The organism is Mesorhizobium sp. M4B.F.Ca.ET.203.01.1.1 (assembly GCF_004791025.1).
Lineage (GTDB): Bacteria > Pseudomonadota > Alphaproteobacteria > Rhizobiales > Rhizobiaceae > Mesorhizobium > Mesorhizobium abyssinicae.
The window spans coordinates 259,634-285,395 of sequence record NZ_SRUO01000001.1 but is presented as its reverse complement, the minus strand read 5'-3'; the positions used below and the strand labels follow the sequence as shown (position 1 = coordinate 285,395).

Below are 25,762 nucleotides of genomic sequence, written 5' to 3'. Positions count from 1 at the left end.
GATGATGAAGTCGAGACGGCCGTCTTGGAGCGTCAGCGCTCTGCGGCGCGCCGCTCTGTCCTGCCGGACATCTCCCCCACTTGGGGGGAGATTGGCAGTTTCGGCGCCCCGCTCAACCCTGCAACGAGGACAATTGGCGAAAGCCGTGATGCAAGCTGATCCCCCCCCTTGTGGGGGAGATGCCCGGCAGGGCAGAGGGGGGCGCGAAGGAACGCGGCTTTGCGCGATTGACCTTCAACTGCCAGCACCCGGGAGCATCCAATGAACGCCCCCGATCACATCATCGTCGGCAGCGGCATCAACGCTCTCGTCTGTGCGGCGATGCTGGGCGGCAAGGGGGCGAATGTGCTCGTGCTCGAGCGCAACGACCGCATCGGCGGCTGCATGCGCACCGAAGAGATCACCGCGCCCGGCTTCGTCCATGACGTGATGGCGACCACCTTCGTGCTGTTCATCACCTCGCCGGCCTTTGCCGCACTTGGCAAGGACCTGGCGCGGCATGGGCTGGAGTTCTGCCACACCGCGACCCCGACCGGCGTCCTGAGGCCCGACGGCAGCCATGCCGTGCTCAGCACCGACCGCGCCGCCAACATCGCGGCGCTCAACAAGGTCGCCTCGGGCGACGGCGTCCGCCACGGCAACGATGTCGGCGGCGTCGAGCGCAATGCCGGCCTGCTGTTCGGCCTGCTCGGCGGCGCCTTGTGGTCCTATCCGACGACCAAGCTGCTCACCGGCGAAGCCTGGCGGCGCGGGCCGCGCAACCTCGCCGCCTTCCTCGGCGAGGCGCTGGCGCCGGCGCGCGGCTGGCTGGAGACGGCCTACACATCCGAGACGATCCGTGCGCTCTGGGCGCCCTGGGTGCTGCATGCCGGCCTCGGGCCGGAAGACGCCTTTTCCGGTCAGATCGCCAAGGTCATTGCGTTTGCGCTGGAGGCTGCCGGCGCGCCGATCGTCAAGGGCGGCGCGAAAAACCTGCTCGCCGCCTTCGAGGCGCTGATCAAGGAGCGCGGCGGCGTGATCTCCACCGACGCGGACGTCGCCTCCATCATCCTCGAAGGCGGCCGCGCCACCGGTGTGCGGCTGGCCTCTGGCGAAACAGTGCACGCGAAAAAGAGCGTCATCTGCTCGGTCACGCCGACCCAGCTTTATGGCCGCCTGCTCGGCGACGCTGCCCCAAAGCGCGACGTCGATGCGACGCGCGAATATCGCTACGGCAAGGGCAACTTCCAGATCCACTATGCACTCGACAAGCCGCCGGCCTGGCGCGGCGAGGGGCTGGACAAGGTGGCGTTGCTGCATCTGACGCCCGGCCTCGACGGCGTCTCCAAAGCCTGCAACGAAGCGCTGCGCGGCCTGCTGCCGGAAGTGCCGACCATCTGCGTCGGCCAGCCGCACGCGCTCGATCCGTCGCGTTGCCCGGCGGGCAAGGCGATCCTCTGGCTGCAGCTGCCCGAGTCGCCGCGCCACATCAAGGGCGATGCCGCCGGCAAGCTCGCGGCTCCGGCGGACGGGCAATGGACCGCCGAGTTGCGCGAGGCCTATGCCGACCGCGTCGAAGCGATCCTCGCCAACCACATCGACGGCTTCAGCGGCAGTGTGATCGCGCGTCGTGCCTATTCGCCGGCCGACCTCGAAGCGATGAACATCAACCTGGTCGGCGGCGATCCCTATGGCGGCTCGTCGACCATCGACCAGGCCTTCCTGTGGCGGCCGTTCAAGGCAAGCCGCAACCATGCGACCGCCATCAAGAACCTCTACCACATCGGCGCCTCCACCCATCCCGGCGCCGGGCTTGGCGGCGGCTCCGGCTTCCTGCTGGCGGGGAGGCTGTGATGGAGGAGAAGGTCCAGCAGAAGCGCCAGCGCATCTCGACCCTGGGCGAGATCGGCCTGCAGCAATTCGCGCCCTACCTGATGAACCGCATCATGGGCCGCTACAACGCCACGCTGCGCGAGGATTTCCGCAAGCAGGGCCTGACCATTCCGCAGGTCCGCACGCTGGCCGTGCTGTCGGTGACCGACGGCGTCACCGTCAATGACCTCTCGGTCTACACGGTGATCGAGCAGTCGACCTTGAGTCGGACGCTCGACACGCTGGAGGGGCAGGGCCTGGTGCGGCGCGAGCAGGGTGTCTCCGACAGCCGCTTCCGCCATGTGTTCCTGACCGATGACGGCCGGGCTCTGTTCACCCGCGCCTGGCCGGCCATGCACGATGCCTTCGAGGCCATGTTCGACGGCGTCGACGACGCCGAATACGCGGCCCTGATCGCCATACTGCAGAAGATGCTCAAGAACATCCGCAAGCACGACATCTAGACGTACGCGCCGCCGGATGCCGGCGGCAACGGAAGGAGGCCACCATGGCCGAACGGTCTTTTGCCAAGGAAGTCGAGAAGCTCCGCCTCGGCGCCGGCCAGGAGTTTGCCGGCGAGGGCATTCTCGCCATCACCAAGGCGCTGCTGCAATGCGGCGTCGGCTATGTCGGCGGCTACCAGGGTGCGCCGATCAGCCATTTGATGGACGTGCTCGCCGACGCGCAGGACATTCTCGGAGAACTCGGCGTGCATTTCGAGGCGAGTGCCTCGGAAGCCACCGCCACCGCCATGCTTGCGGCCTCCGTGCACTACCCGATCCGCGGTGCCGCCACCTTCAAGTCGACGGTCGGCACCAATGTCGCTTCCGATGCGCTGGCCAATCTGGCGTCCGGCGGCGTCACCGGCGGCGCGCTGATCATCGTCGGCGAGGACTATGGCGAGGGCTCCTCCATTATGCAGGAGCGCAGCCACGCCTTCGCCATGAAGAGCCAGGTCTGGCTGCTCGACCCGCGCCCGAACCTGCCCTCGATCGTCAAGGCGGTCGAGGACGGCTTCGAGCTGTCGGAAGCCTCCAACACGCCGGTCATGCTGCAGGTGCGCATCCGCTGCTGCCACGTCCACGGCCATTTTGTTGCCAAGGACAACAAGCGGCCGCCAATGTCGGTGGCCGATGCGCTGGAAGCGCCGCGCCGCGACACCGGCCGCATCGTGCTGCCGCCCGCCTCCTTCCTGCATGAGAAGGAGAAGGTGGCGAAGCGCTGGCCGGCGGCGGTCGATTTCATCAGGAGCCGCAAGATCAACGAGATCTTCGGCTCCGATCATGGCTCCGTCGGCATCGTCATGCAGGGCGGCATGTACAATTCGGTCATCCGCGCGCTGCAGCGGCTCGGCCTCGCCGACACCTATGGCGACACCGACGTGTCGCTCTATGTGCTGAACGCCGTCTATCCGCTTGTCGACGACGAGTTCCTCGCTTTCTGCGAGGGCAAGCAAGCGGTGCTGGTCGTCGAGGAAGGCCAGCCCAACTACATCGAACAGGCTTTTGCCGCCATGCTGCACAAGGCCGGCCGCGGCACCAGGCTGGTCGGCAAGGAGCATTTGCCGATGGCCGGCGAATATACCGGCCAGGTCATGCTCGACGGCATCGGCTCCTTCCTGCGCGCGAACGCTCCGCATCTGTTGCCGGGCGAGGTGAGGGCGCCGAACAAATCGGGCGAAGGCGTCGATACGACCGACCTGATTAATGTCGTTCCCGGTCGCCCGCCTGGCTTCTGCATCGGCTGCCCGGAACGGCCGATCTTCGCCGCGACCAGGCTGGTCGAGCAGGAACTCGGCAAGCACCACATCGCCTCCGACATCGGCTGCCATCTGTTCTCGATCATGCCGCCCTTCGAGCTTGGCGCCACCACCATGGGTTACGGGCTGGGGCCGGCCTCGGCTTCGGCGTTCAATTCGCCTGAAGCAAAACGCCGCTCGATCTCCTTCGTCGGCGACGGCGGCTTCTGGCACAACGGCCTGACCTCCTCGATCGGCAATGCGGTGTTCAACAAGAACGACGGCGTCATCGTCATCGTCGACAATTTCTACTCGGCCGCCACCGGCGGCCAAGACATCCTGTCCTCGCGCGCCTCGAACCGCACCAAATCCACAAAACATCCGATCACCGAGGCGGTGAAGGGCATGGGCGTCAAATGGCTGCGCCATATCGACCGCACCTACGATGTCGGCAAGATGCAGGCGACGCTGCGGGAGGCGCTGACGACCGAGGAGAAGGGGCCGAAAGTCATCGTTGCGTCGTCCGAATGCATGCTGAACCGCCAGCGCCGCGAGAAGCCGCTGGTCGACAAGGCGATCAAGGGCGGCGAGCGCATCGTCAAGCCGAAGTTCGGCGTCGACGAGGACATCTGCACCGGCGACCACGCCTGCATGCGGCTCTCGGGCTGCCCCTCGCTGTCAGTCAAATCGCTCGACGACCCGCTGCGCGACGATCCGGTGGCATCGATCGACCAGAATTGCGTCGGCTGCGGCAATTGCGGCGAGGTGGCGGACGCCGCCGTGCTCTGCCCGTCCTTCTACCGCGCCGATGTCGTCCACAATCCCGGCCGCTGGGACCGTTTCCTCGAAAGCGCGCGGCGTGCGGTGATCGGGCGTCTGCAGCGCCGCCGTGAAAGCCGCCGGCTGGTGTTTGCCGATGCTTGATCACAACGCAGCGCTGCGCCCGAAGGCGGGCGCCTCTGACGACGAGCGGGTGATAAAGCTCGCCGTGCTCGCCGTCGGCGGCCAGGGCGGCGGCGTGCTCGCCGACTGGATCACCGATGTCGCCGAGCGCAGTGGCTACATCGCCCAGTCGACCTCGGTGGCAGGCGTCGCCCAGCGCACGGGTGCTACGATCTATTACATCGAGATGGCCCGCGACACCGGCCGGCTGCCGGTCTTCGCGCTGTCGCCCTCGCAGGGCGACGTCGACATATTGATCGCCGCCGAGCTGATGGAAGCCGGCCGCGCCATCATCAGGGGATTCGTGACGCCCGAGCGCACGACGCTGATCGCCTCCTCGCATCGCATTGCCGCGGTGTCGGAAAAGATCGAGCCGGGCGACGGCCGCGCCTCGTCGGAGAAGGTGCACGCGACGGCGCAAGCCGCGGCCAGGCGATTCATCGCCTTCGACATGGAAAAGATCGCCGCCGAGAACGGCACCATGATTTCGGCAAGCCTGCTCGGCGCGCTGGCCGGTTCCGATGCGCTGCCCTTTGCGCGCGAGAACTATGAGCAGGCGATCGGCGCCGGCGGCCGCGGCGTCAAGGCCAGCCTCGCCGCCTTCGCCGCCGCTTACGATCGCGCGCGCGGCATCGCGGCTGCACCGGCAGGCGAGCAGGCGGCGAAACATGCCGTCACCGAAGCCAAGTCAATGGCGAAGGTCCGTGGACCGGAAATCTTGCTGAAGGGCTGGCAGGAGCTGGCCGCCCGCGTGGGTGCCTTGCCAGAGCCGGTGCGCGACATGGCCGAACGCGGCCTGAAAAAGGTCGTCGACTACCAGGACATCGCCTATGGCGGCGAATATCTCGACCGGCTGGACAAGGCCGTCGCGCTGGATGGCCCGGAACACGCCTACGCGCTGTCGATATCCGCGGCGAAACATCTCGCCAACGCCATGTGCTACGACGACATGATCCGCGTCGCCGATCTGAAGACCCGTTCAACCCGCGACAGGCGCGTGCGCAAGGAGGTCGGCGTCAAGGACGGAACGGTCTTGCAGGTGACCGAGTACTTCCATCCGCGCATCGAGGAATTCTGCGGTACGCTGCCAGCCGGGCTGGGCAGCTATATCGAGGACAGGCCGAAGCTTGCCGCTTTCCTCGACCGCCGCATCAATCGCGGCCGCCACATCCGCACCGACAGTTTCACCGGCTTCGCCATGCTGTGGGTCATTGGCGGCCTGCGCCGCTGGCGCCGCAGCCTGCTGCGCCACAAAGTCGAGGTCGAGCATCTGGAACGCTGGTACGAACTGGCGCTCGCCCACGCCCGCGAAGATTACGCGCTTGGCACGGAAATCCTGAACTGCCGCCGGCTGATCAAGGGCTACAGCGACACCCACGCCCGCGCGCAGTCGAAATTCGACCGCGTGCTCTCAGCGCTCGATATGCTGAAGGGCCGCGACGATGCCGCCGACTGGATCCGCCGCCTGCGCGAAGCCGCGCTGAAGGACGAGAAGGGCGACATGCTGGATGGCGCGCTGAAGACGGTCGCGACGCTGGGATAGGGGGGACAGCAAGGCTGCAGCCGCGCCTTTGGAAATCGTGGATTGCGGCTCGCCAAGACGGCAATGCGGGTTCCAAGGAACGGTTCTTGGCACTTTGGGAGATGGCCGGGGCCGAGATCACGCAGATATGTCGGAGATTGACGGAACGGGTAGAGCGTTGAGGCCTTGCGGGCGCGAGCCAATTGCCGAACGCCTCGGTCGGGTAACGAACGACACCGCTGAAATACAAAACCCGGCGACCCCTATGCCGGCGATGACGTCCACCACGTAGTGGTTCGATACGATGGCGGCGGAAGCTGGCATCAGTATGTTCAGGAGGAGCATGGGGTAGCGGAGCCATTTCGCATCCCACGCGGCCCATGCACAGAGGGCCGCAATGGCGGCGTGGACGGAAGGGAAAGTCATGATCCCTTCGGCTCGCCCAAAATCGAAAACAAAGTTGGAATTTGAATGGATCCCAATCAGTTCATCAAGGAAGACGGTCGCCAGCTTTCCGTCGATGTATTTTAGATTGCTGGGGTCCATATGGTAGACACTGTAGGTGCCTAGCGCTGGGTACCAGATAGAAATGACGCAGGAAACGAAGCAGATGACGGCATACGCAATTGTCATCTGATACGACCGCAGGACATGCCCGGTCGATGCCAACATAAAGGGCAGAATCAGGAGCTGGAAATGGAAGCTTCTGTAGGCGATGTTCAGGACGAATGAGAGATTTTTTCGGCTGTCCACGAAAGCGATCAAGGCTGGCCAGTTGATGCCCAGCGCCTGATCCATCTGCCGCAGCTCTTCGTCGGCCCAAGGCACGTTCGAGCGTGCGGCGAGATAGACCGCGATTGTGATCGGGAAAACGAGCAGCGTCCCGTAAAGAAAATTTTCCAGTGCGGCCCTGAACAGAGGTGCCCTGTTCAGAAGGCTGGCACTCGCCACGATGGCCGCAACGAGCAAAAGAGCTTCAGGGACGCCCAGAACGTTTTCGACTTTCAGGCCGAGTGCTGACGCGAGTGAATAGACGACGACATAGGAAAAAGCCGTCAATCCGCTCAGAATGTACCTTGATGCCGAGATGTCGCTCATGTGTGACTCCATATGGATGTCACTATGAAAGACAATAATTAACATTGAACGCAGAAGTTGTAGTTGTTTGAAACTAGTAACTTGAAGTATATGCAGCTAAATTAGAGTAATCTAATATTCGATACTAATATGCCAACGGATGTTTGCGAAGATGAAGATTTGTAGTCGACATGCGGTCTGATGGATTCTGGCATTGACCGCTGTGAGCGGGCCAAGACTTCACAACATTGACGTCGCCAAATACGGCTTGACGCGCCGCGGTGGTACAATTTCGATTGGAGGGGAAACTGGTGCCGCTTGCGTGACTCGAACACGCGACCCCCATGATGTCCTACCAACTTAGCTGAAGCGGCCCGGGAAGCGCTAGGCCTCGCGGCGATGCCGCCGACTGGATCCGCCGCCTGCGCGAGGCGGCGCTGAAGGACGAGAAGGGCGACATGCTGGATGGCGCGCTGAAGACGGTGGCGACGCTGGGCGGATAGGCTCCGGAGATGCTCCGGTTGCTGCCGTGGACGCTGGCTATTCAGTTGCCTCCCGTCCCGAGACCTGCTCGACGAGGATCCGGAAAAAGACATGCGGCAGGCTATCTGAAAGAGGAGGCGTGACAGGCTTGAGCGCGCCGGGCTCCCACCAGCCCGCGTGCTTGCTCAGCACTGCCCAGGCACGGTCGCGTTGAACCTTGTGGCCGATCCGGTCCGGCAGTTCCTCATAGCGGCCCTCGACGATCACGCTTTTCCAGCCGCGCCCCTGCGTGTGTTCCTGCACCTGGGCGCACACCAGGGGATTCTCCCGCATCCAGTCGACCTTCTTGCCCAACAGCGAGAAGGCATAGAGGTGGCTGTCGGCATAGGCGTAGTTGAAAGGCACGACATAGGGTTGTCCGTCCTTCGCGCAAGCCAAATGTCCGGTGCGGTTGGCCGCCAGCATTTTCGTGCATTCCAGGGTGGAGAGCGTGCGGATCATCATCTGTGTGACCTCCCTTTTTCAGCCGGCTTCGGCCTCGCGAATTTCTGCCGATCGGTTCTTGCCGATATTAGCGCAGGATACGTCCTCGCTCACTGCTATGGATCAAATTCGTTATGGGGCGAATGCCGTGCCAAACCGCACCGATCGGCAGCGCCCGCGTTGGAAACCGCGCGGGCGTTTCGACTGCCGCTTCGGTGATGATCGCAGGGTTAGGCGCGAAAAGCTGGATCGCTCGGGCCGGCGATCCACACAGCCTATGCATTTGCCTCGCGTCCCGAGACCTTTTCGACAAGGACCCGGACCTGCGGCACGCTGTCTGACTTGGCGGCGTGACGCGCGGGAGAGCGCATCCTTGCAGCCGCGACGATCACTCCGGCACGCCGGCGATGCTCAGCGCCTCGACGTAACGCTCGGCGAACACCTTGTCCAGCCACGGGTTGATCTGCCTCTGCCGGGTGAGCGTGTATGTCGGGAAAGCCTCCATCAGCCGCCGCGCCGCCGCCTGCGCCTCGTGAAGCCGGTTCAGTTTGACCAGCGCCATGATAACCACCCGGTGCGACGAGCCGTAGTTCGGCATCTCGTGCAGCGCGCGTTCTCCCCATGCCAGCGCTTCCTCGTAGCGCTCGAGCATCAGGTAGCTCATGCCGATGCCGGAGAGCGCGATGCCCTTCTCGGGATCGACCGGGCTCAGCCGCATCGCCCTGTGAAAGTGCTCGATCGCGACGAGCGGGCGGCTGGAATGCGCGTTCACCCAGCCGCAACCCGTATGGCCCTGCGCCGAATTGGGGTTGAGCAGCAGGGATCGTTCGATCGTGCGCAGCGCCATCTCGTATTCTTTCGCGCTGTAGGCGATCACCTGCGCGGCGAAGCGCAGGCTCGTGGGGTCGTCGCGCGCTTCCGCCAGCACCTCGCGCGCCATGCGCGCGGCGACGCGGGTATCGTCCGGCTCATGCCAGCACTGGCTCACGGACAGGCTGCGGATATAGGCGCCGAGTCCTTTCGCCAGGTTGAAGCCGGGGTCGATGCTGAGCGCCTCGTTGGTGAGCCGGCGCACGTCGGCAAAGCCTTCGCGCGTCATGCTGTAGAAGCGCGGCAGCGCGCGAAGGTAGAGGTCGTAGGCGCTTATGTAGTCGGTCGGCTTCATGCGCGCCTGCTTGATCTCCTCCAGCCGGATGCTCGGCTCGACAGCGCCGACGACGCTCTCGGTCACCTTGTCCTGCAGGTCGAAGATGTCGCTCAGGTCGCCCTCGAAACGGTCGGTCCAGATATGGTGTCCGCTGATCGCGTCCACCAACTGCCCACTGATGCGCACCCGCGATCCTGCTCTGCGGATGCTGCCCTCGAGCACGTAGCGGACGCCCAGCTCGCGCCCGACCTGGCGCAGGTCCACCGCCCGGCCCTTGTAGGTGAAGGACGAATTGCGGGCGATCACGAAGAAGGAATTCACCCGGCTCAATCCGGTGATGATGTCCTCGACCAGCCCGTCGGCGAAGTATTCCTGGTCGGGGTCGCCGCTCATGTTGGTGAAAGGCAGGACTGCGATCGAGGGTCTCTCGGGCAAGGGAGGCGGTGCAGCCACCGCGGCGCTGGCGTCAGTCTCGACGCGGTAGGCGCGCACGGGCCGCTCGATGTTCTTCAGACGCAGCTCGCCGAGCGGCGTGAAGCCGCAGTCGAGCTTGCCCTGAAGGTGGTCGTAGGCGGTACCCGAGACGACCACGGTGCCGGGATCGGCGATGCCTTCGAGGCGGGCGGCGATGTTGACCCCGTCGCCGTAGAGGTCGCCGTCCTCCTCGCAGACCACGTCGCCGAGATTGACGCCGATGCGCAAGTGAATCCGCTCGTCCTCGGCCGTCTCCGCCTCGCGGTCCGCCACGGCCTGCTGGATCGCGATCGCCGCGTTCACTGCGTTGACGACGCTGGCGAACTCGCACAGCATGCCGTCGCCGGTGCGCTTGACGATCCGACCCCGGTGCTCGGAGACCAGTGGTTCGAGGAGATCCTTGCGGTAGATTTTCAGCCGTTCGAGCGTGCCTCGCTCATCGCGTTCCGTCAGGCGCGAATAGCCGACCACGTCGCAAGCTAGGATCGCCGCGAGGTGACGCTGCGTGGTCGTTGCACCCGTCGGCCAGGCGTCCGCACGCGGACCGCCTCCCGTCCATGTCCTGCCGACTTCCAGACGCGCCGCGCGCATGGTTCCCATCTCTCCCAGTCCTCCGCCCTTCGCCGATGCGGAACGCAGCTTGACCTTGCCTATCCCTGGGACGCTGACGCACCACGCCCAGAAGGCCGGAGATATTTCCCGCTCTGTGTAACCGGCTGACGCCACCGTGGCGGTGCTTTTGTATCGGCCATCGTCGCCAGAGATCGCTCAAACCTCAGCAGCGTCTGCACCGGATGGCTGGGAAAGCTGGCGAGACAACGGCCAGATTTCAAAATGGAGACACGACCCGACCTGCCAACGAAGTCATCCGAGGCGGATTTTCGGTTGGTTGGAATGCCACCGCGCTCCTGTGTATCCTCTTGGAAATAAAGCATTTCAGCAGAGGAACTGGTGCCGCTTGCGTGACTCGAACACGCGACCCCATCATTACGAATGATGTGCTCTACCAACTGAGCTAAAGCGGCCCGGGAAGCGCTAGGCCTCCAAGATGGGCTGCGTGATAGACTCAACCCGCCGCGAATTCAAGATGGCTTGCGGCGAATTCAAATAAGCAACCGCGAATTCGGGCCGGAACTGGCAATTCGCGCCGGCTCCGGGCTTGCCTCAAAGCAGCCGCAGGAGCAATGCGACGCCGGTCCGAAGCACGGCGCTTGGCGGCTGGTGCGAGACCGCCTCGGCGAAATAGATTGATTTCCTTGAAAAAAACCGCCGAAATCCGGTTTGTCCGGTTGCGCCGCGCAGAATGCGGCCGCCGGCCCGTTGATTGATTGGCCGCCTGCCGCTAACGATCATGGCAGGAATGTGCAGAGGGATTTGGCTTGGACGCGATCGAAAAAGCGATCCGCAACGCCTTCGAGAAGGGCAATGCCGAGGACCGCGTCTTTCGCGAGCGGGTCTATCGCTCGGCCTTTGCCGCGCTCGACCGCGTGCTGCAGGCCAATCCGAACGTGACCGTGGAAATGGCCATCAAGCGCCGCAAGGCGGTGCAGGCCAAGATCGCCGAGATCGAATCGGAGTTCCTGCCGGCGGTCCCCGATGTCGCCGCGCTGGACGACAGTGACACGGCGGCGGCGGTTGCCCCTGAAATCGCCGTGTCGGCCGAGACCGCCGCGCCGGCGCCCACAGTGGAACCGCCGACGCAAGCCGCGCCCGCTCAGCCGTCGCCGGCGATCGTGGTCGATGGCCCGGTTCAGCCTTCAGCTTCCGATGCGCCACGCTCGCGCGTGCTGCCAGTCGTCCCCGACATCATGCCCGGCGACCTTCCCGATGCGCCGACGCTCGATTCGCCGGCATCCGCCGCGGCGGAAGACGGCGAGGCGGAGGTGGCGCCGGATCGCGACGAGCGGCGGATCAGGGGACGTCGCCTGCCGCTGACGGCAATCTTCCTCGGCGTGACGCTGCTGGCCGCCGCCGGCATCGGGCTCTATTTCGCCAAGCAGACCGGCGTCTTCAAGACCGCGGCCGAACTCGACACCGGCCCGCCCCAGGCGCCGCCGACGGTCGAGGACGACGAGGCGGCCGAGCCGCCTGCCGGGTCGCCGGAAAAACAGGGCGAGGCCGCGCAGCAGCGCGACTGGATCAGTGTCTTCTCACCGGCCGACCCGACCCATGTCGCGGCGCCCGCCGACGCCAAGGCCGAGGTGATGCAGGACGACACCGGCTCGTTCCTGCGCATCCGCTCCGGCGCTTCCGGTTCGGCCATCGCCTTCGACGTCGGCCAGGGCGTGCTGGAAAAGCTCGTCGGCAAGCATGCCATGTTCGACATCGTCGCCCGCTCGGAAGAGGGCAAGGAGACGCAGATCTCGGTCGACTGCAATTTCGGCGAGCTCGGCGATTGCGGCCGCAAGCGCTATGCCGTCGGTCACGAGCGCAACGAATATCTGTTCGACGTGCAGTTCCCGGACAAGCAGCCGGGCGCGGCCGGCACCATTGCCATCAACTCCGACTTCGACAAGCAGGGCAAGTCGGTCGATATCTACGAGGTCCGCGTCTCGATCGCGCAGTAGCGTCGGATTTCCTAATCCAGCAACGCCTGCAGCGTCTCAATGCGGTCCGCCTCGGCCGCCGGCTTGTCCCAGCGCAGCCGTGAAATACGCGGAAAACGCATGGCGACGCCCGATTTGTGTCGGGTCGAGCGGTTGAGCCCCTCGAACGCCACCTCCAGCACAAGGCCGTTGTCGCGGTCGGCGCGAACCGAGCGCACCGGGCCGAAGCGCTCGACAGTGTTGTCGCGGACATATTTGTCGATCTGCTTCAGCTCCTCGTCGGTGAAGCCGAAATAGGCCTTGCCGACCGGCACCAGCTCTTCCGCGCCTTCCGGGCCCGACCAGACGCCGAAGGTGTAATCGGAGTAGAAACTCGAGCGCTTGCCATGGCCGCGCTGCGCATACATCAGCACCGCGTCGACCGTGTGCGGATCGCGCTTCCATTTGAACCACGGACCCTTCGGCCGGCCGGCGAGATAGGGCGAATCCCAGCGCTTCAGCATCACCCCTTCGATGATCGGATGCGGCGGCGCCTGGCGAAGCTCTTCCAGCGCCTGCCAGTCGGGGAATTCGACCAGCGGCGAGAGGTCGAAGCGGCTTGGATCGAGCGTGCCGATGAAGGCTTCGAGGCGATCCCGTCTTTCGCGCAAAGGTAGGGCGCGCAAATCCTCGCCGCCGATGTGCAGCGCATCGTAGCAACGCATGAAGGCCGGGTATTGCTGCTGTATTTTCGACGACACGCTCTTGCGGTTCAGCCGCTGCTGCAGGTCGGAAAAGGTACCTGTCGCTTCACGCGGATCGCCGACCAGCAATTCGCCGTCGAGCGCGGCGGAGAAATCCATCGCCGCGGCGAGGTCGGGAAAGGCGCCGGAGACGTCGTCGCCGGTGCGCGAATAGAGCCGGCGGATGCCGCCTTCGCACACCGCCTGGACGCGGATGCCGTCCCATTTCCATTCGGCCGCGTAGTCGGCCGGGTCGAGCTTTTCGAGATCGCCGTCGCCGACCGGATTGGCCAGCATCACCGGACTGAACAGCGCCAGCGCGGTCCGTTCGGGCTTGCCGGCCTTGCCCTCCAGCCAGGCGAACAGCGAGGTGTAGGGCGGCGTCAGCCCGTGCCACAGCTCCTCGATTTCGGTGACGTCGACCTGGCCGAGATCGGCCAGCGCCTGTTTGGCAAGCCGCGCCGAAACGCCGATGCGCAGGCCGCCGGTGACGAGCTTGATGATGGCGAAGCGCGCCGAGATGCTGGCGCTGTCGAGCAGCCTCGCCAGCACCTTCGGACCGTCGGAGCGGCTCGCCGCCTGCAGCTTGCCGACCACCTCGGCCAGCGTCGGCGCGTGGTTCGGGATATTTCCGGGCGCTTGCGGCCAGACCAGCGACACCGTCTCGGCGAGGTCGCCGACATAGTCGTAGGAATAGCCGAACAGCACCGGGTCCATGCGCTCGACCACCAGCGCCCGCAGCATCGCCGGCTTCACCGCCGCGATCGACAGGTCCCCGGTGATCGCGGCCAGCGCCAGCCCACGGTCCGGGTCTTCGACGCTGCGGAAATAGTCGGTCAGCAGCGTCAGCTTGCCGTTGCGCGACGGCGTCAGCACGAGGCGGTCGAGGAGCTCGGCGAAGCGGTTCATGGGGGCGCCAATGGGGCAGCGTCTCGTTCTGTGGCGCCCCCCTCTGTCCTGCCGGACATCTCCCCCACAAGGGGGGAGATCAGCAGTTCGGCTGCCGGCTCATCTCCTGCAACGTCGGTGATTGGCGAAGGTCGGCGTGACATCTGATCTCCCCCCAAGTGGGGGAGATGGCCGGCAGGCCAGAGGGGGGCGCCGTAGGGCGCTGCATCGAGGATTGGCTCAGTCACGTTCAATCGCCCTCGTCCTCATAGCCCACCAGATGCAGCGGCCGCGCTGCGATGCCTTCCAGCTCGCACCAGCGCACCAGCGCTTCCTCGCGGCCGTGGGTCACCCAGATTTCCGCAGCACCCGTCTCCTTGATCGTGGCGGTCAGCTCGTCCCAGTCGGCATGGTCGGAGATGATCAGCGGCAGTTCGACGCCGCCCTGCTTGGCGCGCTGGCGGATGCGCATCCAGCCCGAGGCGAAGCAGGAGATCGGGTCGGGAAATCGCCGCGCCCAGCGGTCGGCGAAGGCCGCCGGCGGACCGACGACGATGGCGCCCGCGAAATCGTCCTTGCCGCCGCTGTCGACCGTTGCTGGGTCGAGCTGCCCGAGGTCGATGCCCTGGCTCTGGTAATATTCGCTGAGCTTCGCCAGCGCGCCATGGATATAGATCGGCCTGTCGTAGCCGCAGTCGCGCAAGAGCCGCATGACGCGCTGTGCCTTGCCGAGCGCATAGGCGCCGATCAGGTGCGAGCGCTCCGGAAACTGCGCCGCCGATTTCAGCAGCCGGACGATTTCCTCGGTGTCCGGCGGATGGCGGAACACCGGCAGGCCGAACGTCGCCTCGGTGATGAAGATGTCGCAAGGGATCGGCTCGAACGGCTGGCAGGTGGCGTCCTTCTGGCGCTTGTAGTCGCCGGAAGCGACGATGCGCATGCCCCGATGCTCGACTGCGATCTGCGCCGAGCCCAGCACATGGCCCGCCGGATGAAAGCTGACCGACACGCCGTTGAGGTCGATCGTCTCGCCGAGGACGGCGGCCTGCGTGGCCCCGGCAAAATCCTCGCCATAACGCAACGCCATGATGTCGAGCGTCTGCCGGGTCGCGAGCACCGAGCCGTGGCCGGAGCGCGCATGGTCGGAATGGCCGTGCGTGATCAGCGCGCGGGCCACCGGCCGCACCGGGTCGATGAAGAAATCGCCGGGCGGGCAGTAGAGGCCCTCGGGGCGGGGCTTGAGCAGGTCGCTGGCGCGCATGGCTTCAAGATAGTGGCTAAATCCGGCGCGGGAAGCCTGTTGCCAGAGACTGCTGACTCATCCTACAGCCAGTCGCCGGTCCGATCGCCGGTGGGATCCTTGCACCATGAAACCGTTCCAGGCCTCGTCCGGCGACCTGACCGCCGACCGCCGCGCCGACTTCGCCGAGATGCTCGGCGCCTCCGGCGATCCCACTGCTGCGGCGGAGCTGCTGCTCGGCGCGCTCGAGCTGGCGCCGCAATGGTCGGCCGGCTGGTTCCGCCTCGGCGAGATGCAGGAAGCCGCCGGCCAGCCCGAGCAGGCCGCGCAGGCCTGGGCGATGGCGATGCGGCTGGAGCCTGCGGACCGGCTGGGCGCCGCGCTGAAGCTGCAACTAATCGGCAAGGCGCCGGCTGCGGCAGCCCCGCCCAGCGCCTTCGTCGAGACCCTGTTCGACCAGTATGCAGCTACCTTTGAGGAGTCGCTCGTCGGCAAGCTCGGCTACCGGATGCCAGAATTCCTCGATCACGCCATTCGATCGGTCCGGCCGGGCCGCTTCTCTCTGGCGGTCGACCTCGGCTGCGGCACCGGCCTGATGGGCGAAAGGCTGCGGCCGATCGCCGACCGGCTGGAGGGCTGCGACATCTCGGCGGCCATGCTGAAGCAGGCGCGGGCCAAGGGCATTTACGACCGGCTCGTCAAGGCCGACCTGCAGGACTTTGCGTTTGCCGGCCCGAAGGCCGATCTGGTGGTGGCGGCCGACGTGTTCATCTATGTCGGCGCGCTCGAAGGCATTGTGAGCACCGTCGCCGGCATGCTTTCCGAGGATGGATTGTTTGCCTTCTCCGTCGAGACGCTGGCTGATGGAGAACTGGGCGGCGGCAACGGTTTCGCGCTGCGCCCGTCCCGCCGCTATGCGCATTCGCAAGGCTACGTGCGGGGCGTTCTGGCCGCCAGCGGCTTTTCGATCTTGTCGCTGGACAGCACGATCGTCCGCCACGACCGCCACGAGCCGATCGATGGCCTCGCCGTGGTGGCGGGGAAATCGTCGACGTCGTGAACCTGCGCCAGGTTCCTGCTGCGAAAAAGCCCGAATCTCGTGTCGGGGTTGTACGGGGCGGACACAGAAAGAGAGGGACACCATGCGCTGGAACATGATGGCCTTGGCCTCGTGCCTGGCAATGGCCGGCTGCGTCGGCGGCACCTCGATGGCGGAACGCCAGGACGAGGACGTTCAGTCCTCGCTGCAATATGACAGCGTGCCGTGCGATCAGCTGATTGCCCAGCGCAATGGGCTGGCCGAGCAAAATCACCTGCCGACGACCGCCAAGACGACCTTCTCCAACCCGGCCATGGGTTTCGGTCCGTTCACGCCCGACATGCGCTCCAAGGCGACGCGCGACAGCGACAGGGCAAGCGGCCAGATCGACGCCATGAACCGGTCGATCGAGCGCCGCGACTGCGGCCAGCCGAAAAAGAAGAACAAGTTCGAGCTGCCCGGCTCGAAGCCGTCTTGAGGATTTAGAGCAATTCCAGGAAAAGTGTGTAACGGTTTTCCGTCCGGAATTGCGTAGAAACAAATAGATAGAGCGGTTCGGCGATTCATGAAACGCTGAACCGCTCTAGTATCCGGCCTCGCGGTCGACGATATTGTCGAGCTTCTCGCCGCGCTCGTAAGCCGCCATCTGCCGCAGCATGATCGGCACCAGATGCACAGGATCGGAGGTCGCCGCCGCATGCGGCGTCACGAACACCTTCGGATGCGCCCATAGCGGGCTGGTCTTCGGCAACGGCTCGACCTCGAACACGTCGAGGCTCGCCTCCTTCAGCGTGCCGTCCTCCAGCGCGCGCAGGATGTCGGCATCCTTCTGCAGGCGTCCGCGTCCGGCATTGATCAGCACCGAGCCGCCGAGGCCGTTGCGCTTGCGCAGTTCCTTCAGAAGACTGTAGTTGACGATGCCTTGTGTCTGGGCCGTCAGCGGCAGCAGCACCACCAATATGTCGGTGGCGTTGAGGAAAGGGATCAGCCCGACCTCGCCCGCATAGGTGGAAACACCTTTCATCGGCCGCTCCGTCCGCGACCAGCCATTGACCGCGAAGCCCAGCGACAACAGCACCGACGCCGCCGCGCGGCCGAGATTGCCGAGCCCCATGATGCCGACCGAGATGTCGCCGGCCGGCCGCTGCGGCGGTTCGTGCCAGGTCTTCTTCTTCTGCTGCGCTTGATAGAGCATGCCCTGGCGGTGATGGTCGAGCACGCGCCAGACCACATACTCGGTCATGTATTGGGTGAGGTTGTCGGCGACCACCTTGACGATCGGCACGTCGGGCAGGCCGGGATCGGCGAAGATATGGTCGACGCCGGCGCCGATCGAGAAGATGGCGCGCAGATTGGGCAGGGACGAAAGCAGGTTGGCCTTCTGCTTCCACACCACCGCATAGGTAATCGAGGGATCGCTGGCGCCGTCCGGCTCCAGCACCACCTCGCGCTGGGCCGAGAGCAGCTCGCGCCAGCGCTGCGGATGAAAGCCGGTGACGGCAAGCAGGACGCGGCCTTTTTCCATGTGCGGATTTTTCTTCCCTGTCATTTCAGCTTTGGCCCTGCCTATTCGCTGACCACGCCGGTCGGCGCCGTCTCGATCCGGAACGCGGCCGAGATCAGTGCCCGAGTATAGTCGGTTTGCGGGCTGCCAAAAATCTGTTCGGAAGGCCCGGCTTCGACGATCTGGCCATTGCGCATGACGATGACGTCGTTGGCAAGCGCGCGGATGACTTTCAGGTCGTGGCTGATGAACAGATAGGCGAGATCGTGCTTGGCCTGCAGGCTGCGCAGGAGGTCGACGACCTGCGCCTGCACGCTCATGTCGAGCGCCGAGGTCGGCTCGTCCAGCATGACGAAGCGCGGGTTGAGCACCATGGCGCGGGCGATGGCCACGCGCTGGCGCTGGCCGCCGGAGAATTCGTGCGGATAGCGGTTGCGCGTCTCGGGATCGAGCCCGACCTCCTTCAGCACGTCGACGACCTTGTCGTCGCGCTGGTCGGGCGTGAGCTTCGGCTCGTGGATCCTCAGTCCTTCCTCGATGATCTCGGCGATCGACATGCGCGGGCTGAGCGAGCCGAACGGGTCCTGGAAAACGATCTGCAGCTCGCGCCTGAGCGGCCGCATGGCATTGAAGGAGAGCTGGTTGATGTCGCGCCCGTCGAACTGGATGGTTCCGGTCGACGAGATCATCCTGGCAAGCGCCAGCCCAAGCGTCGTCTTGCCCGAGCCGGATTCGCCGACGACGCCGAGCGTCTGGCCGGCCCGCACGGTGACGTCGATCCCGTCCACCGCCTTCACATTGTCGACGGTGCGGCGGAAGAAGCCGCGCTTGATCGGGAACCAGACCTTGATGTCCTTGCCCATCATCACCGCCCTGGCGTCGGTATTCGCAGCCGGCGGCTTGCCTTTCGGCTCGGCCGCCAGCAGGTGCTTGGTATAGGCATGCTGCGGATTGGCGAAGATGTCCTTGGTCGGGCCGCTCTCGACGATCTTGCCCTTGGTCATCACGCAGACGCGGTCGGCGATCTTCCTGACGATGCCGAGATCATGGGTGATGAACAGCATCGACATGCCCTTGCGGGCCTTGAGCTTCGCAAGCAGCTCGAGGATCTGCGCCTGCACGGTGACGTCGAGCGCCGTCGTCGGCTCGTCGGCGATCAGAAGCTCCGGCTCGTTGGCCAGCGCCATGGCGATCATGACACGCTGGCGCTGGCCGCCGGAAAGCTGGTGCGGATAGGCGTCGAGCCTCTTTTCCGGGTCGCGTATGCCGACCTCGTTGAGCAGTTCCAGCGTGCGCGCTCGAGCCTGCCTGTCGCCGAGCCCCTGGTGCAGCTTCAGCACCTCGACGACCTGCTGCTCGATTGTGTGCAGCGGATTGAGCGAGGTCATCGGCTCCTGGAAGATCATGGTGATCTTGTTGCCGCGCACGCGCCTCAGCGCTTTCTCGTCCATGGCCAACAGGTCGGCGCCCTGGAACAGAATCCGTCCGGACGGGTGGCTGGCCGTCGGGTAGGGCAGGAGCTTCAGCACCGACAGCGCCGAGACCGACTTGCCGGAACCGGACTCCCCGACCAGCGCCACCGTCTCGCCCTTGGCGATGTCGAAGGAGATGTGGTCGACGGCCAGCGACTGCTTGCCGCCTTGCGCGAAGGCGACGCTGAAATCGCGGACGGAAAGCAGGGGCTCGCTCATTTGAACGTCTTGCGCGGATCGAAGGCGTCGCGCGTCGCCTCGCCGACGAAAACCAGCAGCGACAGCATCAGCGAGATGACGATGAAGGCGGAAATGCCGAGCCACGGCGCGTTGAGGTTACGCTGCGCCTGCTTAAGCATTTCGCCGAGCGAGGCCGAGCCCGGCGGCAGGCCGAAGCCGAGATAGTCGAGCGAGGTCAGCGTCGAGATCGAGCCGGAGAGCAGGAAGGGCAGGAAGGTCAGCGTCGCCACCATGGCGTTGGGCAACAGGTGCCGGAACATGATCGTGCGGTTGGGCACGCCGAGGGCGCGCGCGGCGTTGACATATTCGAAGTTGCGGGCGCGCAGGAACTCGGCCCTGACCACGCCAACCAGCGCCACCCAGGAGAACAAGAGCATCAGGCCGAGCAGGATGAAGAAGCCGGGCGGCAAGATGGCGGCGACGATGAGGAGCAGATAGAGCACCGGGATTGCCGACCAGATCTCGATGAAGCGCTGGAACAGAAGGTCCGTCCAGCCGCCGAAATAGCCCTGCATGGCGCCGGCCGCCACGCCGATCAGCGACGATCCCACGGTCAGGATCAGGCCGAACAGGACGGATATCCTGAAGCCGTAGATCAGCCGCGCCAGCACGTCCCGCGCCTGGTCGTCGGTGCCCAGCCAGTTCCAGTTGCCGACCGAGCAGTTCGGGTCGGCCGCGCCTTGCGGGTATTGGTTGCAGAGCGTCTTCTTGTCGTAGAGCCAGGACGGCTTGGTCGGAGCCGCCTCGGGAATGGCGTTGTTGACCGTCTGGTAGGAGTAGCGCACCGGTGGCCAGATCATCCAGCCATTGGCGTTGATCTCGTCTTGGATGACGGGGTCGCGATAATCGGTCACGGCATAGAAGCCGCCGAATTTCTCTTCCGGATAGGCGACCAGCACCGGAAACAGGATCTCGCCCTTGTAGGAGGCGATGATCGGCTTGTCGTTGGCGATGAACTCGGAAAACAGCGACAGCACGAACAGGATGAGAAAGATCCACAACGACCAGAAGCCGCGCCGGTTCGACTTGAAGTTCTGCAGGCGCCGCTGGTTGAGCGGCGACAGCCAGGGGCGGGCGATGCGGGCGGGCGTCGTTGCGGCAGCGGCTTCCGCCATCAGACGTCCCTCCGCTCGAAATCGATGCGCGGATCGACCCATGTGTAGATGAGGTCGGACAGAAGATTGATGAACAGGCCGAGCAGCGAGAAGATGTAGAGGTTGGCAAACACCACCGGATAGTCGCGGTCGACGACGGACTTGAAGCCGAGCAGGCCGAGCCCGTCGAGCGAGAAGATGTTCTCGATCAACAGCGACCCGGTGAAGAAGGCCGAGATGAAGGCGCCGGGAAAGCCTGCGATGACGATCAGCATGGCGTTGCGGAAGACGTGGCCGTAGAGCACCTTGCGCTCCGACAGGCCCTTGGCGCGCGCCGTCACCACATACTGCTTGCGGATTTCTTCAAGGAAGGAGTTCTTGGTCAGCAGCGTCGTCGTGGCGAAGGCTGACAGCACCAGCGCCGTCAGCGGCAAGGTCATGTGCCAGAAATAGTCGACGATCTTGTCCGGCCAGGAGAGCTGGTCCCAATTGTCCGAGACGATGCCGCGCAGCGGAAACCAGTCCCAGAACGAGCCGCCGGCAAACAGCACCATCAACAGGATGCCGAACAGGAAGCCGGGAATGGCGTAGCCGACGATGACCACGCCGCTGGTCCAGACGTCGAAGGCCGAGCCGTCCTTGACCGCCTTGCGGATGCCGAGCGGAATCGAGATCAGGTAGGACAGAAGCGTGATCCACAGGCCGATCGAGATCGACACCGGCATCTTTTCCAGGATCAGCTTGAGCACCGAGATGTCGCGGAAATAGCTGTCGCCGAAATCGAAGCGGGCGTAGTTCCACAGCATCATGCCGAAGCGCTCGAGCGGCGGCTTGTCGAAGCCGAACTGCTTTTCCAGCTTCTTGATGAATTCCGGATCGAGCCCTTGCGCGCCGCGATATTTCGAGCTGACGTCGCCGGCGACATCGACATTGCCGCCACCGCCGCCGGCATCGCCACCGCCGCCGCCCAGGCGGTCGGTGCCGCCCTGGTGGGTGAGCCTGGCGATGACCTGCTCGACCGGCCCGCCGGGGGCGAACTGGATGACGGCGAAGGAAATCGCCATGATGCCGAACAACGTCGGGATCATCAACAGGATGCGGCGCAGTATATAGGCGCCCATCAGGCATCGTCCTTCTTGAGTAGGCCCGCCGTACCTGAAAGCGTCGCCAAGGCAGTCGCTTCAGACCAATTGTCGACGCCGGCGCCGCCCCTCATTGTCCTGCCGGACATTTCTCCCCGTATAGAGACGGGGAGAAAGGGGCTGGCCCCAATCTCGGCGCTTTCGCTGCGACGCTTGCGATTGGCGAAACCATTGGTGAAGGCCTCCCTCTCCCCGTTACCATACGGGGAGAGGATGCCGGCAGGCAGGTGAGGGGCGGCGCCAACGCCCGCAAGAAATTCACCCTTTGCCAATCTTTGCCGCCTTGCCCTTGTCGACCCACCACAGCGTTTCGACCGGAAAGCCGAAATCGGGTTTCTGTTCCGGAAAGCCGAACATGTCCCAATAGGCGACGCGGTGATTCGCGAGATAATATGTTGGAATCCAGTCTAGCCGCGCGCGCAAGACCCGGTCGAGCGCCCTCAGCGCCGTGACGAGTTCCGTTCTGGTTTTCGCCTTGCCTGCGGCCACGATCAGCGCGTCGATGGCCTTGCTTTCGGTGCCCGGATAGTTGCGCTGCCCCGGCGTTTTCGCCATTCGGGAATCGTAGAGCATCTCCAGTCCATCGGCAGTGGGCGTTGCCCCGATCGACCAATGGAGAAGGTTGAAATCGAAGTCGAAATCACTCTGCCGCTGTTCATATTGTGTCGAATCGACCTGCCGGATCGACGCGTCGATCCCGATAGCCTTCATGTTCTCGGACCATTTGGTCAAGAGACGGACGATGCCATCATCTTCGGCCAGCATTTCCACACGCAGGCGCTCGCCCTTTTCATTGACGACGAAGTCGCCCGTCCGCTTCCAGCCGGCTTCGGCAAGCAGCGTCGAGGCCTTGCCGAGCAGTTTGCGGTCGCGGCCCGAACCGTCGGATACAGGCTGCATGACCGGCTCGCCGAAGGTTTCTGGCGGCAACTCGGCCCGGAACGGTTCCAGCAAGGCCAATTCCTCAGGCGAGGGCAGACCCTCGGCCTTGTAGTCCGAGCGTTCGAAATTCGATTGCGAACGCTCGTAGGAACCGAAAAACAGGGCGCGCCTGGTCCATTCGAAGTCGAAGCAATTGGCGATCGCCAGTCTCACGCGAACATCGCGGAATTGCGGACGGCGCTGGTTCAGCGCGACGGACTGCATGTCGGGTGTCTTCTCGCCGGGAAATTCCCGTTTGACGACCCTGCCGTCCTTGAGCGCCGGAAAATCATAACCGGTTGCCCATACCCGCGAGGTGAACTCCTCGCGAAAATGCGTGTCGCCCTTCTTGAAGGCCTCGAACGCCGCCTGGCGGTCGAGGTAAAAGTCGATGCGGATGCGATCGAAATTGTTGAGACCACGGTTCACGGCGAGATCGCGACCCCAATAGTCGGCGACGCGGTCATACTCGACGCTTTGTCCGGCCACCACGCGTCCCAGTCTGTATGGTCCGGAACTCAGTGGCGGCGTCATCGTCGAGGCATCGAATTGATTGGCGGTGTAAAAGGCCTTGGACACGATCGGCATCGCGACGACCGAGAGGATGTTCTGCGCGGACTGTTCGCCGTTGAAGGTCAAGTCCAGGGTGACGGGATCCGGGGCGATCGCGTCCGTCATGAACCGCAGCGGCTGGGAAAGATTCGGATGGCCGGCCTCCTTGTAGAGCTTCAAGGCGAAGGCTACGTCGGCGGCGGTGAGCGGCGAACCGTCGTGAAAGCGCGCTTGCGGCCGCAGGTTGAAGCGGAAGCCGTTGCGGTCCGGCGACAAGGTGACGGTCTCGGCAAGCAGGCCATAGACCGCGTCCGGTTCATCGAGCGCGCTTGTCATCAGCGAATCGAAACAGAGTTCGGTTCGCGGTGGCGAATCCCCCTTCAGCACCAGGGAGTTCAACGTGTTGAACGTCAGGAAACTCTGATTCAGGGTGGCGTTCGGCGGCGCGAAATTCATCTGGCCGCCTTTCGGCGCGTCCGGATTGACGTAGCCGAAATGCGTGAAGTCGGGTTTGTATTTCAAGTCGCCGAACGCCGACAGTCCGTGCAGTTTCACGCCCGTCGGAGTGGCGGCGAAGGCGCGGCCGGGTAATAGCGCGGCGGCCGTGGCGGCGGCGCCGAGCGCCAGGACATCGCGGCGGGAGAGCGCCATCGTCGGTTGTCGACCCATCAATTGCTGCTCTTGTATTTGGCGGCCAGCGCCTTTTCCTTCGCCGGGTCGATCCACCAGGAACTCTGGTCGGCGCCGCTATAGGTCGGCTGCTTTTCCGGGATGCCGAACTTGTTCCAGTAGGCGAGCCACAGCACGGCGCGGTAGTATTGCGGCACCACATAGAAGTTCCACAGCAGCACCCGGTCGAGCGCGTGGGTGGCGGCGACGAGGTCGTCGCGGTCGGTGGCGAAGATGATGCGGTCGACGAGCGCGTCGACGACCGGATCTTTGATGCCGGCATAGTTGCGCGACCCAGGCTTGTCGGCGGCCTTCGAGCTCCAGAAGTCGCGCTGCTCGTTGCCGGGCGATTCAGACTGCCCGAGCTGACCTATGATGACGTCGTAATCGAAATTGTTGACGCGGTTGACATACTGGGTCTGGTCGATGATGCGCAGCGTCGCATCGACACCGATCTTACGCAGATTGGCGATCCAGGGACTGGCGATGACCTGGTCGGTATCGTTCCAGCCGAGGATCTCGAATTTGAATGGCGCGCCGGTCTTGGCATTCACCATCTTGCCGCCCTTGATGACCCAGCCGGCCTTGGCGAACAGCTCGACCGCCTGCTTCAGATATTTCCGCTCGGCCTGAGGGGTATCATAGACCGGCAGCTTGAATTCCTGCGTGAAGAGCTCGGATGGCAGCTTGTCGCGGTACTTTTCCAGGATTTCCAGCTCCTTGCCCTGCGGCAGGCCGCTGGATGCCAGTTCCGTGCCCTGGAAATAGCTCTGCGTGCGGGTGTTGAAACCATAGAAAAGCGTGCGGTTCATCGTCTCGAAATCGAACGGATAGGTCAGTCCCTCGCGCACCAGGCGATCCCCAAACAGGGGACGCCGCTGGTTCAGCATGAAGGCCTGCATCGGCTCGGGTGAGGTGGTCTTGAACTCCTGTTTGATGACGTCGCCGGCCTGGATCGCCGGGAAATTATAGAACGTCTTCCAGCGCTTCGAGCTGTTTTCCGGCTTGATGTCGTCAAGTCCGCCTTTTGTGAAGGCCTGCCAGGCGGCATTGTCATCGAGGATGTAGGTGAAACGCTGCGTATCGAAATTCTCGCGGCCGATCTTCACCGGCAGCTTGGCGGCCCAATAGTCCGGCACGCGCTGCCAGACGATTTCCGAACCCGGCTTGAAGCTGGCGATCTTGTAGGCGGCCGAGCCGAGCGGCGGTTCCAGCGTCGGTCTGGTGACATCGCGCTTCTTGCCGTTGGCGTCGGTGCCTTCCCACCAGTGCTTCGGCAGCACGGCGAGGTCGCCGATGATCTTCGGCAGCTCGCGATTGCCCTTCTGGTTGAAATGGAACTCGACCTCGCGGTCCGAGATGGCGACGGCGTCGGTAACGTTCTCGAAATAGCGGCTGTATTGCGGGCTGTTGGCCTTCAGCACCTGGAACGACCAGATCACGTCGTCGGTGGTGATCGGCTGGCCGTCATGCCATCTTGCCCTCGGGTCCAGCCGGTAGGTCGCCGAGGAATAGTCGGCCGGATATTTGTAAGCGTCCGCGATCAGCGGATGGCTGGTGCTGCCTTCGTCGGTCGACTGCTCCATCAGCGTGTCGTAGAGCAGCCCGCCACCGAAGCCGACCAGCCCCGCGGCCGGCGAGCCCTGCACGATGTAGGGGTTGAAGCTGTCGAAGGTGCCGAGAACGACGGAATTGTAGGTGCCGCCCTTCGGCGCGTCCGGATTGACGTAATCGTAGTGCTGGAAGTTGTCGCCGTATTTGGAGTCGCCGATCAGCGAGGAGGTGGTGCGCCATTCATCCGCGAAGCCGGCCTGCAGGCTGCCAGCAAGGGCGGCCGCGATCAGTGCGGATTTGAGAACAGTTCGGCCAACCGTCATGCGTTCTCCTCTAGCGAACAATCCCCACCGGCAATCTAGATCATTTGACGACCGTGAAAACCGCAATGCGCAGGCTTTGTCGCCACACATGCGGTTTTCCTAACAGAAAAGCCGGGACGAACCCGGCTTTTCTGAGGAT

19 protein-coding genes and 2 tRNA genes are annotated in these 25,762 nt (G+C 64.3%); 7 read left to right on the top strand and 14 right to left on the bottom strand.

The features are described from left to right. The first annotated feature begins 261 nt into the window (after window positions 1-261). From EN846_RS01330 to EN846_RS01315, 4 genes are read left to right on the top strand one after another with little or no spacing between them, the layout of a single operon-like run. Window positions 262-1,833: an NAD(P)/FAD-dependent oxidoreductase gene (locus EN846_RS01330; protein WP_127391282.1), complete on the top strand. Its 1,572-nt coding sequence runs from the start codon at window positions 262-264 to the stop codon at window positions 1,831-1,833. Beyond that, window positions 1,833-2,315, top strand: a complete 483-nt coding sequence (locus EN846_RS01325) for a MarR family transcriptional regulator (RefSeq protein WP_127284494.1) — start codon at window positions 1,833-1,835, stop codon at window positions 2,313-2,315. Before EN846_RS01330 ends, EN846_RS01325 begins: the two co-directional genes overlap by 1 nt. A 44-nt stretch (window positions 2,316-2,359) precedes the next feature. Then, on the top strand, window positions 2,360-4,513 hold the full coding sequence (locus EN846_RS01320; protein WP_127391283.1) for an indolepyruvate ferredoxin oxidoreductase subunit alpha: 2,154 nt from the start codon (window positions 2,360-2,362) through the stop codon (window positions 4,511-4,513). Then, complete coding sequence (locus EN846_RS01315) at window positions 4,506-6,074, top strand: indolepyruvate oxidoreductase subunit beta family protein (RefSeq protein ID WP_127391284.1); 1,569 nt, start codon at window positions 4,506-4,508, stop codon at window positions 6,072-6,074. The genes EN846_RS01320 and EN846_RS01315 overlap by 8 nt, the downstream gene beginning before the upstream one ends. A gap of 117 nt (window positions 6,075-6,191) precedes the next feature. Here the strand turns inward: EN846_RS01315 and EN846_RS01310 are convergent, their stop codons facing one another. From EN846_RS01310 to EN846_RS01290, 5 genes are all read right to left on the bottom strand, one after another. Then, window positions 6,192-7,151 (bottom strand): phosphatase PAP2 family protein, encoded by a 960-nt coding sequence (locus EN846_RS01310; protein ID WP_189379568.1) that lies wholly within the window; start codon window positions 7,149-7,151, stop codon window positions 6,192-6,194. 288 nt (window positions 7,152-7,439) lie between these two features. Beyond that, window positions 7,440-7,504: transfer RNA gene (locus EN846_RS01305), tRNA-OTHER, on the bottom strand. A 166-nt stretch (window positions 7,505-7,670) separates the two neighbouring features. After that, window positions 7,671-8,117: a pyridoxamine 5'-phosphate oxidase family protein gene (locus tag EN846_RS01300; RefSeq protein WP_127391286.1), complete on the bottom strand. Its 447-nt coding sequence runs from the start codon at window positions 8,115-8,117 to the stop codon at window positions 7,671-7,673. A 367-nt stretch (window positions 8,118-8,484) separates the two neighbouring features. Then, on the bottom strand, window positions 8,485-10,308 hold the full coding sequence (locus EN846_RS01295) for an adenylate/guanylate cyclase domain-containing protein (RefSeq protein WP_135913819.1): 1,824 nt from the start codon (window positions 10,306-10,308) through the stop codon (window positions 8,485-8,487). Between the two features lie 358 nt (window positions 10,309-10,666). Beyond that, a tRNA-Thr gene (locus EN846_RS01290) sits at window positions 10,667-10,742 on the bottom strand. A gap of 354 nt (window positions 10,743-11,096) precedes the next feature. On the opposite strand from EN846_RS01290, the gene EN846_RS01285 reads away from it, so the two are divergent. After that, the gene (locus tag EN846_RS01285; RefSeq protein WP_127391287.1) at window positions 11,097-12,284 is read left to right on the top strand and encodes a hypothetical protein; all 1,188 of its coding nucleotides are present in this window, start codon (window positions 11,097-11,099) and stop codon (window positions 12,282-12,284) included. An 11-nt stretch (window positions 12,285-12,295) separates the two neighbouring features. On the opposite strand, the gene EN846_RS01280 is transcribed toward EN846_RS01285, so the two are convergent. Next, window positions 12,296-13,894 carry a cisplatin damage response ATP-dependent DNA ligase gene (locus tag EN846_RS01280; RefSeq protein WP_127391288.1) on the bottom strand — a complete coding sequence of 533 codons (1,599 nt, stop codon included), beginning with the start codon at window positions 13,892-13,894 and terminating at the stop codon, window positions 12,296-12,298. Window positions 13,895-14,123: 229 nt separating this feature from the next. Next, entirely contained in the window at window positions 14,124-15,134 is a 1,011-nt protein-coding gene (locus tag EN846_RS01270; RefSeq protein ID WP_127391289.1) for a ligase-associated DNA damage response exonuclease, read from the bottom strand. A 106-nt stretch (window positions 15,135-15,240) separates the two neighbouring features. Here EN846_RS01270 and EN846_RS01265 point away from each other — a divergent pair, with 106 nt between their 5' ends. Together EN846_RS01265 and EN846_RS01260 are read left to right on the top strand one after the other, a co-directional pair. Beyond that, a complete protein-coding gene (locus tag EN846_RS01265) occupies window positions 15,241-16,173 on the top strand; it encodes a methyltransferase domain-containing protein (protein WP_127286552.1) in 933 nt (310 codons plus the stop codon). Window positions 16,174-16,255: 82 nt separating this feature from the next. After that, entirely contained in the window at window positions 16,256-16,630 is a 375-nt protein-coding gene (locus tag EN846_RS01260) for a hypothetical protein (RefSeq protein WP_127286553.1), read from the top strand. 105 nt (window positions 16,631-16,735) lie between these two features. Here EN846_RS01260 and EN846_RS01255 read toward each other — a convergent pair whose 3' ends face one another. The 7 genes from EN846_RS01255 to EN846_RS01225 are packed head-to-tail and all read right to left on the bottom strand — an operon-like array spanning window position 16,736 to window position 25,623. Continuing rightward, window positions 16,736-17,677, bottom strand: coding sequence for a glyoxylate/hydroxypyruvate reductase A (locus EN846_RS01255; protein WP_128275637.1), 942 nt, complete (start codon window positions 17,675-17,677; stop codon window positions 16,736-16,738). A gap of 41 nt (window positions 17,678-17,718) precedes the next feature. Then, window positions 17,719-19,347: an ABC transporter ATP-binding protein gene (locus EN846_RS01250; RefSeq protein WP_127393952.1), complete on the bottom strand. Its 1,629-nt coding sequence runs from the start codon at window positions 19,345-19,347 to the stop codon at window positions 17,719-17,721. Further along, window positions 19,344-20,483, bottom strand: a complete 1,140-nt coding sequence (locus tag EN846_RS01245; protein ID WP_127393953.1) for an ABC transporter permease — start codon at window positions 20,481-20,483, stop codon at window positions 19,344-19,346. The genes EN846_RS01250 and EN846_RS01245 overlap by 4 nt, the downstream gene beginning before the upstream one ends. Beyond that, complete coding sequence (locus EN846_RS01240) at window positions 20,483-21,583, bottom strand: microcin C ABC transporter permease YejB (RefSeq protein ID WP_128274875.1); 1,101 nt, start codon at window positions 21,581-21,583, stop codon at window positions 20,483-20,485. Before EN846_RS01240 ends, EN846_RS01245 begins: the two co-directional genes overlap by 1 nt. Further along, the gene (locus tag EN846_RS01235; RefSeq protein WP_127391804.1) at window positions 21,583-21,876 is read right to left on the bottom strand and encodes a hypothetical protein; all 294 of its coding nucleotides are present in this window, start codon (window positions 21,874-21,876) and stop codon (window positions 21,583-21,585) included. Before EN846_RS01235 ends, EN846_RS01240 begins: the two co-directional genes overlap by 1 nt. Continuing rightward, window positions 21,863-23,746, bottom strand: coding sequence for an extracellular solute-binding protein (locus EN846_RS01230; RefSeq protein ID WP_245493373.1), 1,884 nt, complete (start codon window positions 23,744-23,746; stop codon window positions 21,863-21,865). The genes EN846_RS01235 and EN846_RS01230 overlap by 14 nt, the downstream gene beginning before the upstream one ends. Next, window positions 23,746-25,623 carry an extracellular solute-binding protein gene (locus EN846_RS01225; protein ID WP_127391805.1) on the bottom strand — a complete coding sequence of 626 codons (1,878 nt, stop codon included), beginning with the start codon at window positions 25,621-25,623 and terminating at the stop codon, window positions 23,746-23,748. The genes EN846_RS01230 and EN846_RS01225 overlap by 1 nt, the downstream gene beginning before the upstream one ends. Between the last annotated feature and the right edge of the window lie 139 nt (window positions 25,624-25,762).